The sequence below is a fragment of the Amycolatopsis sp. WQ 127309 genome (genome assembly GCF_023023025.1).
Taxonomy (GTDB): Bacteria; Actinomycetota; Actinomycetes; order Mycobacteriales; family Pseudonocardiaceae; genus Amycolatopsis.
Genome location: NZ_CP095481.1, coordinates 275523 through 286431, shown reverse-complemented (window position 1 = coordinate 286431; position 10909 = coordinate 275523). Strand labels below are relative to the sequence as shown.

Below are 10909 nucleotides of genomic sequence, written 5' to 3'. Positions count from 1 at the left end.
GAGTGGGGGATCGTTTTCGTGGGCTCGTGACCATCTCGGCGTCTTAGCCTCGGATCGTGCCGGAGCCGGACGAAAGCCGGATCGGTTCGGCCGGGAAGGAGCTGATGGTCATGTCGGAATGGGACTCGCCGGTGGACGCGGAGCGCGCGCTGGAGAAGGCGATGGCCGATCTCGACTCGGAGCGGCGGAAGCTGTCCGAGCTGGGGCGGGTGTGGCGTGACGAGAAGACGACGATCAAGTCGAAGGACCAGTCGCTGTCGATGACCTTCGACGGCCGGGGCGACCTGGTCGACCTGGTGTTCAACGAGTCGAAGTACCGGGCGTTGCCGCCGGCGCAGCTGGCCAGCGTGCTGCTGGAGACGTTGCGGCGGGGACGCGCGCAGAGCATGACCCGGATGAGTGAGGTCATGGGGCTCGGGGAGCGCACCGGCGGGATGGACCTGAGTTCCTTCGCTTCCGGCGATTTCGACCCGGAAAAGCTCATCGGTTCGTTGCTGGGGCCGATGTACGAAAAGATGGACGATTTCGGCGTCCCGATGCCGGGCCGCGACGCGCCGCGACGTCAGGAGGGCTGAAATGGCGGACGAATTCCGGCTCGACGCACCCGCGTTACGGAAGACCACCACCGATCTCCACGACGCGGTGGAGAAGTTCACCGAGACGTTCCGGCGGGTGCAGGCGGGCTTGGCCGAGCACGACGGGTGCTGGGGCTCGGACGAACCCGGTAAGGCGTTCGCGAAGAACTATGTGGAGACCGCGAAGGACATCCAGACCGGCGTGCAGAACGTCGTCAACGGGGTCACCAGCACGGGGAAGAGCCTGGACGACGCGTCCGCGCGCTTCGTGGGGCTGGACGAGGAGTCGGCGAAGGCGATGGACAAGTCCATGGGTGACCAGCTGGGTCACTGAGGACGCCGCTGGAACCGACGACGGCCGGAACGCGCATCCGACGAGCGCGGTGGCCGACACACCTTCTCGAACTGGAGCTCGCATGCCCATCCCCACGCCCGGCTTCGACCGGATCTTCGCGCCCGGCGCCCGGCACGAGCTGTCCGGCGGGGACATCGTGACCGTCCGGCTGCGGCGCCAGGGTTCGCTGTGGCTGCCGTCCGGTCAGGTCGTCGCCGGTGAGCCGTTCGGGTTCGACGCCGCCACGCGGGGCTTCGTCCAGCGAGTGCCGCCGGGGCAATACCCGCTGGAGCTCGTGATCGCACTGTTCGCCGCGCGTGGCCACTTGCCCGAGCACGAGCTGGTCGCGGCGGCCCGGCTGGTCATCCGGGACGAGCCGGTCGTCTCGTGGGAACTGGCCGCGTGCCCCGGACAGGACGCGGCCGAGCTGGCCGGCGACGAGTTCTTCGGTTATCCGGTGGACGCCGGCGCCGGTGGGTTCGCCGACGTCGTGAATCTCCCGCCCCCGGACGAAGACCCCGACGAGTTCCAGGACCGGGTCATGAACCTGCTCGACTACACGAAGTCCGACGCTCCGGTGTTCGACACCGTGACCGACGGCCACGGCCGGCCGATCGTCGTCGCGTTCCCGTCCGGCAACGGGGACGGGCGCTACCCGACCTGGGTCGGGCGTGGCGCCGCAGGCGACGTGGTCTGCTTCCTCACCGACTTCTTCGTGCTTACCGGCGAGGATGACGACGAATGGCCGCCGGCCGGCGGCATCGTGCCCGGGCATGAGCTGCGGGCCGGTCAGGTGCTGCGCCGGCAGGCTCTCAGCTCTCCGTCCGGGCGCGCCACGCTGGTCCACCAGGACGACGGCAACCTCGTGCTCTACGACAACGAGGGCCGGGGCACCGTGTGGTCCGCCGGCACGCCGGGGCGCGGCACCGGGTGCTGCGCGCTGCAGCCGGACGGCGACTTCGTCGTGTACGACGACCAAGCCCGTGCCGTGTGGTCGACCGGGACAGCCGGCCACCCCGGTGCCGTCCTGTCCGTCCACGACGACGGGCTCGTCCTGCGCGATCCGGCCGGGAGCGTGGTGTGGAGCACGACGCCGCGGGCGGCCGGAGCATCCGTGATCCGGCCCCTGTTCGTCGCCACGGCGGGCAGCCCGCGTTTCCGCGCCCCGCGGGAGCAGGCGAAACCGACCTGATCCGGCGGCCCGGCCCGGTCCGGGAGCGCGCCCGGCAGATAGAGGTCCTGTGAAGTGTGGCCCCGCAAGCTTGTTTCACCTCGAGGAATGGTCGTGAGGAGGTAACCGTGGAAGCCGTGGAGGTCTTGGTACACGCGTTCGACCCTCTGGGCTTGGCGGGAGTCAAGGCGATTCTGGGCCGGTCCCCGCAGCTGCGTGTCCGGCTGGACGCGGATGAGCCCACGCAGGCACCGGACGTGGTGGTGCTGACCGTCGAAGGCGTCGCGGGCATGGAGACGTTCGCCTACCTCAGGCGCCTGCACACGCGGTTCGCGCCGGGTACCCAGCTGCGCTGCGTCGTCGTCTGCAGCGAGTTCCGCTCCGAGGACATGCTCACCGCGGTCGAGTGCGGTGTCGTGGGCTTCCTGCCCCGGTACGACGTCACGAACGCGGCCCTGGTCACCGCGGTACTGGCCGTGAGCCGCGGTGCGGCGTTCCTGCCGGGGTCGCTGCAGGGCGTGCTGCTCGACCAGCTCGCCCAGCTGCGGGCCCAGGTGCTCGAGCCGGAGGGGTTGACGTTGTCGGGGCTGGAAAACCGGGAACGAGAGGTGCTCAGGTTGATCGCCGACGGCTACCAGACCGAAGAGATCGCCGAGCTGCTGCCCTACTCCGAGGGAACGATCAAGAACGTGCTTTACGGCTTCATGGCGCGGCTGGGGCTGACTTCGCGCGCCCACGCGGTGGCTTACGCCTTCCGCACGGGGGCGATCTGACGTGGGTCCGGAGGCGTCGGTGGCGCGGAGTGCGGCTTCCCGCACTTGTGGGACAGAGGTACACGGGAGCGGGAGGTAGACATGAAGACGACACGGGTCGCGGTGCACGCGTTCGATTCGATCACGAAGGCCGGCCTGACGAGTTATCTGCAGTCGAGGCCGGAGATCACGGTCGTCGACCGCGCGGAACTGACCGAGCGCGACGTCCTGGTGGTGCAGGTCGACCGGATGACGCAGGCCGTGGTGACCGAGCTGAAACGGCAGGCGGCGGAGATGCCGGTGCCCACCGTGCTCCTGGCGGGCGAACTGCAGGAACACGAGGTGATCACCGCGGTCGAGTGCCGCGTGGTGGCCGTGCTGCCCCGGACGCAGGCCTCCGGTGACCGGCTGGTCGAGACGCTGCAGTCGGTGGCGTCCGGCCGCGGTGCGATGCCGCCCGATCTGCTGGGCCAGCTGCTGGACAACGTGCGGCGGTTGCAGCGCGATGTGCTTTCGCCGCGCGGGCTCGGCTCGGCCGGGCTCACCGCGCGTGAGGTCGACATCCTGAGGCTGATCGCCGACGGCCGTGACACCGCCGAGATCGCCGAGGAACTGTGCTATTCGGAGCGCACGGTCAAGAGCGTGATCTATTCGATGACCAGCAGGCTGAACCTTCGCAACCGGCCTCACGCCGTCGCCTACGCGCTGCGAGCCGGCGTGATCTGAGCTGCCGGCGGAACGCCTCTGGCGCGGTCTCACCCCGACTGCCGCACCAGAGGCGTTTCGGCTGCGCGATGGAAGTGTGCCGATGAGACGGACCGCCGGAGGTCCGGCGGTCACCGGCCCGTTCGGCGTTGGCCTTTCCGGGCCGAGCGGCGGTTTTTCACGTCGGCCGGGGCCTTCCGGCCGGGTGCCGGCGGTTCCGCTGCGACCACGCGCTGGGCCGGGACCGGCCGGCTGGTCCCGGCCAGGACTTTCGCGGCCCGCCGGTGCCACTCTTCGCGGTCGCCGTCGTCGAGGGCATCCTGGAACGCTCGCCGCAGCGAGGGACCACGGAACGCGAGCCGCGGACCCGCTTCGACGACGACGTTCGCCGCCATCGCCTCCTCGAGGCCGGGAAGGAGGTCCGAAGGGGACTTCGCCACCAACGCGGCGAGCTGGCTCACGTCGAACTCCACGCCGAGGAGCGCGGCTCGGGCCAGGATCTGCGTGGCCGGTTCGCCGACCAGATCGAGCGCGTCGGACGCCGCGGTGTCCAGCACCGCCGGTTCGGCGGCGCCGTCGGCCACGTCCACTGTTCCGCCCGTGGTGACAAGAGCGTTCCGGTGGAGCAGCGCTTCGACCGCGGCCCGCAGGTGACGCGGGTTGCCGGCGGCCTCGGCCGCGACCTTCCGCAGTCCGGCACCGGGGCGCGCGCCGGTGAGCTCGCGCAGCAGATCGTCGGTTTCGGCGAGTGGGCCCAGCTGGATGTGCAGGCCGCGAGCCGCCGCTGTGTCGCGGAGCGCGGCGAGGTGACCGTGTGGCGGGAGCGCGCGGCTGACCGCGATGACGAGCAGAGGCAGCCGGTGCCCGGCGGCGGCGAGCCGCTGCCACACGTGGACGGATGCGTCGTCGGCCCACTGGAGGTCGTCGATGACGAGGACCACCGGTGCGGTCGTGGTCAGCTCGTCCACTTTGGCCAGCAGGTCGTCCACCGCGGTCGCGAGTGGACGGTCGGCCTGGCTCGCGAAGTGCGGCAGGCCCAGGGACTCCGCCACGACCTCGAGCGGCCGCGGCCGCCCGCCGTCGGCCGCCGCACCCCACATGACGTGGCAGCCGAGGTCGGCGGCCCCGGCGAGCGCGACGCGGAGCAGTTCGGACTTCCCGATCCCGGGCTCGCCTTCGAGCCACACCGTCCCGCCGCGGCCGTCGTGCAGCGCGGTGACCAGCTGCCCCAGCCGCGCCAGTTCGGCACGCCGGCCGAGGAACACCCGGCTCCGGTCCGGCCCGCCGCGCCAGGGGTCGTCGGTGAGGATGCGCTGGTGCGCCTGGACCAGGGCCGGGCCGGGCGCAGCGCCGAGTTCTGCTCGTTGCACTTTCCGGGCCTGCTGGAAGGTTTCCAGCGCTTCGCTGGACCGGCCGCTGCGATGCAGCGCGACCATCAGCGACAGCCACAACGATTCGCGCAGCGGGTGTTCCCGGACCAGCAGCGTCAGTTCCGGGACGAGGTCGGTGTGTGCGCCGGTCTCGAGCGCCGCGGCGGCGCGCTGTTCGACCACCACCAGCCGCCGGTCCGTCAGCCGGGCCCGCTCGGCTTCGAGAGAGGGCCCGGAAAGCCCGGCGAACGCTTCGCCCCGCCACAGGGCCAGTGCTTCGTCGAACTTCGCGACGGCACCCGCCGCGTCGCCGTCCCGGGCCAGCGAACGAGCCGAGTCGGCGAGCCGGTCGAAAACGCACGCGTCGAGGGATTCGGGGGCGATTCGCAGCCGGTACCCCTCGGCGCCGGACATCAGCGGGCCGTCGGTGGACCAGCGGGACCGGTGGGGGTCGACCACCCGCCGCAGCCCTGAGACGTAGGTGTGCACACTTCCGGCCGCACTCGCCGGTGCGGCCGCGCCCCAGACGTCGCGGATCAGTTCTCCGCGGCCGATCGGGCGGCCACGGCCGTGCACGGCCAGGACCGCCAGTACGGCCTGCTGCCGGGCGGGTCCGAGGGCCAGCTCCCGGTCGCCGAGCCAGGCCCGGAGGGGGCCCAGGACGTCGACGCGCAGCCGCTGTTCAGTCACGATGGCTCCCGGTCGTGGTCGGGAAGATTGCGCGTGATCGCCCGGCTGATGTCCCACGAGGCACCCAGGTCCTGGTATTCGCTGAGCGCGGAACGCAGCGCCGCCGCCGCTTCCCGCCACCTGCCCTGGTCGGCGAGGAGCACGGCCCCGTCTTCGAGGGCCCGGGCCCGGCCGAGGTGGTTCCCGGCCGCTTGGTGCCGCCCCGCCGCCGCGAGCGCCGCCTCGGGCTTGCCGGCCAGCAGGGCGCGGCAGTGCAGCCCGGCGGTTTCTTCACCAGGGGTCCGCTCGCAGAGCAAGGTCGCGTTCTTGGCGTGGACTTCCTCGCCCAGCTCTGTCGCCAGGCGGACGAGGAGCGGCATCCAGCGGCACACCACGCCGTTCTGCGTGGCCAGCAGGCTGACCAGCAGGTCCAGCGCGTGTCCGGGCTCCCCGCGGCGTTCCGCGAGCAGGGCTCCGGCCGCGTACAGGAAGTCGCTGCCGTCGGCGTGGGCACCCGCCGGATCGGCGGAGCCCGCCCAGGCCGAGAGCAGGTGGGCGCTCGCTGCCCGCGGCTGGTCGCGGTGGCAGGCGATCAGTGCGGCGGCGCCCTTGAGCCGGCGCAGTTCGCCAGGAGGGCCGAGCAGGTACGCGGCCGTGGTGGGTCCGTTCCTGAGGGCACGGGACAGCTCGCCGAGCGGTTTGGCCCAGTCCCCGGTCAGGTACGCGTCGGCCGGGCTCACGCGGCCCGCGGGCCGCTGACGCGGGATGGTGCCCGTCGGCGTGGCAGCGGGCGGCGGGCAGACGGTGTCGAGCTCGAGGGACCGGGCCAGCAGAGCGGTGTGAAGCTTGTGCCACAACGGCGGCATGCTCACGTCTTCGAACGCGGTGTGTCCCACGGCCGTCGCTTTCGGGACGTCACCACGGCGGTACGCGGAATCGGCGATGATCCACCGCAGTTCGGCGAGCACATCCGGGTCGGTGGCGGTGGCGGCCGCGCGTTCGGCTTCGGCGGCGGCGTCGCGGCCGAGCCAGGTCAGCACCCGGCACCGCACGAGGGTGAGCCGTTCGCGGGTGGTGTCGGTGATCATCCCGGACGCCTTGACCCGCTCGATCAGCCGCAGGGCCGATTCGGGAGACCGCGGCGCGAGGAGAGGTGCCTCACGGAGCACCCAGTCACGCAGCCACGGATCGACCGGGACCGGCGCGGCGAGCAGGTGCGCGGCGACCTGCTCGACCGGCGCGCCGGCGTCGTGGAGCATTTCGGCCAGCTGGCGGTGCAGCGCCAGGCGGATCGCCAGCGGCATCGTGGCGTAGAGCGCCTGCCGGACGACCGGATGCCGGAACCGCAACCAGTCACCGGTGCGGACCAGGACGCCGGCCGCCAGGAGCTCGTCCTGGACCGGCTCGATCTCCGATGCCGAGCGGTCCAGCGCCGCGGCCAGATCGAGCGGGGAGAACTTCGGGCCGAACATGGCAGCCCAGCGCGCCGCCTCGCGCGACCGGGCGGACAGGAAGGCCAGCCGCCGCTTGACGACCGCTCCTACGGACGCCGGGATCGCCGGGCGATCGTCGCCGGCGGACCCGGCCAGCGTCCCGTCGGCACACCAGGCGGTGGCCAGGTCCACGAGGTACTGGGGGTTCCCGCCGGCGGTGGCGGCCAGCTCGGCCGGTGCGGGTTCGGCCCGGTCGTCGAGCAGCGTGGTGAACAGTTCGTCGGCCTCTCGGTCGGACAGGGCGCCGAGTGTGCACACTTCGCCGACCCGGCCGCAAAGGTCGTCGAGGTGGATGTTGGCGGGGGTGCTGCGGTACGAGCCGATGAGCAGTAGCGGCAGTTCACCGCACAGCCGGGCCAGCCGCCGCCAGGCCAGCAGGCTGGTGGAGTCGGCCCAGTGCAGGTCGTCCGCGAAGAGGACGAGCGGCGCCTCTTCGCACAGCTGCCGGACGAAGGCGATGACGGCGTCCACCCCGGCCTCCGGCGTAGCTGCCGTCTTCACCACGGTGGCGAGGGCCGCTCGCCGCAGGTCGGGTGTGGTCGGCCGGGCCGACAGGCAATCGAGGACCATCCGGAGCGGACTGCGGTCACTGAACTCGTCGGCGACCGCGGTTCCCACCGGGCAGGGCGTCTCGGCCAGTGCTTCGGCGACCAGCGCCGACTTGCCGATGCCCGGCTCGCCCTCGACCCAGAGCACGCCACCACAGCCGCTGGCCACCGCGGCCACGGCCGACCGGAGGGAGTTCAGCTCCGCCTCGCGGCCGACGAACGCGGCGGACCGGTCGAGCCGCCGGCTCGAGCTCCCGCCGAGCCGGGCGGCGCCGTGACCCGGCAACCGCAGTGCGGGGTCGTCCGCCTTGATCTGCTCGTAGTGCGCGGTCAGGTCGCGGCCGGGCTCGGTGCCCAGCTCCTGGACGGTGCGGGCCCGGACCGACTCGAAGATCTCGAGGGCTTCCTCCCGGCGCCCGCACCGGTACAGCGCGACGAGCAGCAGATCCTGCAGGTTTTCGTGCATCGGGTATTGGGCGGCCACGTCACTCAGGTCGGTGACGACGCGAGCGTGCTCTCCGAGGTCCAGCAGGGCCTTGGCCCGGCGTTCGACGACGTCGAGCCGCAGCTCACCGAGGCGTTCCCGCTGGGCGGCGACGAACGGACCGGGCAGTTCGGCGAGCGGCTCGCCGCGGTAGAGGCCGAGGGCGTTGTCGAACGCGGCGACCGCCCCGGCCGGGTCGAAGGCGCGGTAACGCCGCCGGCCCTCGTCCCGGAGCGTCTCGAACCGCACGACGTCGATGGACTCCGGCGGTATCCGGAGGCAGTAACCGGACGCGCCCGAGATCAGGACCGCGCCGGCGCTCTGCGGCGCGCGTCCCGGCTCGAGGGCCGAGCGAAGTGCGGACACATACGTGTAGATGCTGCCGGTTGCGCTCGCCGGCGGGTGCTCACCCCACACGGCGTCGATCAGTTCCGAACGGGTGACGGTCCGGTTCGCGCGCAGCGCAAGGACGGTGAGGACCGTGCGGCGGAGCGCCGGACCGAGGCCGACTTCGTCCCCGTCGCGCCACGCGCGGATCTCGCCGAAGAGCTCGAACTGGAGCCTCATCACACCCTCCTTCGTGTCATCCGAGTCCGTCGGATCGCCCGTGCCGGTCGTTCGCGGACGTACGCCTGGAAAGATTTCTACCCGGGATTCCGGCGGGTGGTGGAGTCGCGATGGGGCTCTCGGCGAAACTGTGCGGTTCACCCACAGGGTGCGTCCCGCAGCCGGATGGTAAAGGTGACGTAAAGGCTAAGGGTCGGTCGACTGACAGGTATGCGTCCGGCATCCGGCGGTCATTGCCGATGAGGCGGTGGTGATCGGGTCGTGGGCTCGTTCCGGCGTGGCGAGGCCGGGGACTCCGGAGGGGTCCGCCGGGGTGCCGGACGGCTGCTGCGCGACCGCCCGGCCGGTGAACCGGAGTCGGGTCGTGGCCGGCCAGCGGAGGCCCCAGGGGGCTTTCACCAGCGCGAGAGTGCTTAAGAAGTGATCGGCGCCGGGGTGTCGTGGCAGAACCGTCGGAGGCCGGTGATGGTCGAGGTCGGCGGTCCGGCCGCGGTCGCTGTCCCCCGGGGTGCCGGCCGGTGGCGCGCGGTGTGAGGCCGTCCGTCCTGGCTCGCGGCCGTGGTGCCGGAAAGCTCGTGGCCGCTGCGGCCATCCGGGTGACACTGTTCTCGTAGAAAGCCGATCCGGTCCAGTGTCGCCCAGCGACGCGACGCGCTTTTGATTTCCTTTTGGTTCTTTGGTGAAACGCGAACGGATGCCGGTGATCGACGTTTTGCGGTTACTTTCGCCGCCGGTGGTGGTGAATTCGGCTTCCGCCCGCCGGCTCGGTCGTTGCGGGCACAGCAACGGGGTGTCCCGAGGTGCCGCGCCCCGGTGATCGCGACGGCCGCTCCGGAAGCCGTGTGCCTGAGCGCCTGGCAACGCAGTGTTGCGAACTGGCGGATTTCGGCGCCGGCCGACCGGTTACTTCCTGGCGATCGCGGGGATCAGCCGGGTGATCACTTGGCGCGACAGTGCAGGGCGGCAAGTGTATGCACTTCGGCGAGGCGTACCCCGGTGGGTGCCGAGCCGCGGCGAGCCTGACCGATCACTCCGGGTGATCACTGTAGACCAGTTGGTCGTCGCCTGGTTGGTCGTCCATCCATGATTGCCGTCACCGCGACCGCGTCACCCCGGCGTGGCCGGAAACGCGGTTTTTTCGGAGACCGGATTTTCCCGTTTTTCGATCTGGTACGCCTTTTCTATTCCACTGAACGGCGGTATTGTTTGCGGTGAGTCCTGGCAGACTGGCTTAGTGAACGGCGGCACCTGGGCGGAGCGAGGGGGGACATTGTGGCTCTCGACGGCGATCGGCGACGTGGAGGATCTGGAGAAATGTTGGCGTTTCCGCGGTCCGGGGGTTCCGGCGAGGTTCTCCTGCCGCACCTCGAGCTGGCCGGCCATTTCGACCGGTGCGTCGACGAACTCGCGAGCATGACCGTCCTGCAGCCCGAGGGGCGGGTGCGGGATGCCTACGTCGATCTCCTGGTCGCGCTCACCGATGCTGCGAAGGCGATGCGCTCGTCGGACGCGGGTGACGGGGAAGGGGCCACCGAGCAGCTCCGGTCCGCGGTGGAACTACTGTGCCGGACGAAAACGGACGAATTCGTCTACGTTCGCGACTGACCGTCCACGGGGGCAATTCCGCTGGCTGTTGGTGCGTGACCTGGCTTACTTCGACCCTTCTCGGCGAATTGCCGGGGTATGACAGTGACATCATGTCTTCGAGTGAATCCACAACTGCGCGTTGCGTTACCTTCGACGTGGACGTGCGTACGGACTTGCCGTTCTTTCTCATCAGCGAAGGAATCCGCAGCAGAGGCGCCGATATCACCAGGCCGCGTGGCCTGGTGAGCGGCGGCGGTGGTGGTGAGGTGAAGCTTCTGGTCGACGCCGGTGCGCAGTCGGTGGCGGTGCGTTTCCAGATCGCCGAGGAGAAACCCGTCGATGTCAGCGAGAAGTACGAGGACGTCGTCCAGCGTCGGTACTGGTCGCCCCGCGGCGAGCCGGTGGTGCTCGACTGGGAAGGGAGCCTGGCCGGACTGCTCGGCCGATTACCGGCCGGGCCGGGGGACTACGAGCTTCGCTACCACCTGCGCAGCGGTCGGTCGGAGGGGACGCAGGAGGCTTTGGTGCAGCTCTGGCCGGCCCCCGCCGAAGTCGAGCACGCGATCAAGGTGGACGGACGACTCGGTCAGTTCTGGCACCCGCGTTGCCGGTTGGAAAACATCGCGAAAGAAGAAGCGAACCGTGCGTGATTCG

General features: G+C 70.9%; 9 protein-coding genes. 7 read left to right on the top strand and 2 right to left on the bottom strand.

Going from position 1 to position 10909, the window contains the following annotated elements; genetic code table 11:
- Positions 1-56: 56 nt before the first annotated feature.
- The 5 genes from MUY22_RS01265 to MUY22_RS01245 all read left to right on the top strand — a co-directional run bounded on the left by MUY22_RS01265 (position 57) and on the right by MUY22_RS01245 (position 3558).
- Complete coding sequence (locus tag MUY22_RS01265; protein ID WP_247056102.1) at positions 57-575, top strand: YbaB/EbfC family DNA-binding protein; 519 nt, start codon at positions 57-59, stop codon at positions 573-575.
- A 1-nt stretch (position 576) separates the two neighbouring features.
- Positions 577-909: a WXG100 family type VII secretion target gene (locus tag MUY22_RS01260; RefSeq protein ID WP_247056100.1), complete on the top strand. Its 333-nt coding sequence runs from the start codon at positions 577-579 to the stop codon at positions 907-909.
- 82 nt (positions 910-991) lie between these two features.
- Positions 992-2101 (top strand): DUF4241 domain-containing protein, encoded by a 1110-nt coding sequence (locus MUY22_RS01255; RefSeq protein WP_247056098.1) that lies wholly within the window; start codon positions 992-994, stop codon positions 2099-2101.
- A gap of 107 nt (positions 2102-2208) precedes the next feature.
- Positions 2209-2853, top strand: a complete 645-nt coding sequence (locus tag MUY22_RS01250) for a response regulator transcription factor (protein ID WP_247056096.1) — start codon at positions 2209-2211, stop codon at positions 2851-2853.
- Positions 2854-2934: 81 nt separating this feature from the next.
- Complete coding sequence (locus MUY22_RS01245; protein ID WP_247056094.1) at positions 2935-3558, top strand: response regulator transcription factor; 624 nt, start codon at positions 2935-2937, stop codon at positions 3556-3558.
- A gap of 110 nt (positions 3559-3668) precedes the next feature.
- Here MUY22_RS01245 and MUY22_RS01240 read toward each other — a convergent pair whose 3' ends face one another.
- Complete coding sequence (locus tag MUY22_RS01240) at positions 3669-5597, bottom strand: BTAD domain-containing putative transcriptional regulator (protein WP_247056092.1); 1929 nt, start codon at positions 5595-5597, stop codon at positions 3669-3671.
- Positions 5594-8668 carry a BTAD domain-containing putative transcriptional regulator gene (locus MUY22_RS01235; protein WP_247056089.1) on the bottom strand — a complete coding sequence of 1025 codons (3075 nt, stop codon included), beginning with the start codon at positions 8666-8668 and terminating at the stop codon, positions 5594-5596. The genes MUY22_RS01240 and MUY22_RS01235 overlap by 4 nt, the downstream gene beginning before the upstream one ends.
- 1314 nt (positions 8669-9982) lie before the next feature.
- Here MUY22_RS01235 and MUY22_RS01230 point away from each other — a divergent pair.
- Both MUY22_RS01230 and MUY22_RS01225 read left to right on the top strand, forming a co-directional pair.
- Positions 9983-10273 carry a hypothetical protein gene (locus tag MUY22_RS01230; protein ID WP_247056087.1) on the top strand — a complete coding sequence of 97 codons (291 nt, stop codon included), beginning with the start codon at positions 9983-9985 and terminating at the stop codon, positions 10271-10273.
- A gap of 92 nt (positions 10274-10365) precedes the next feature.
- Positions 10366-10905: a hypothetical protein gene (locus MUY22_RS01225; protein ID WP_247056085.1), complete on the top strand. Its 540-nt coding sequence runs from the start codon at positions 10366-10368 to the stop codon at positions 10903-10905.
- The last annotated feature ends 4 nt before the right edge of the window (positions 10906-10909 follow it).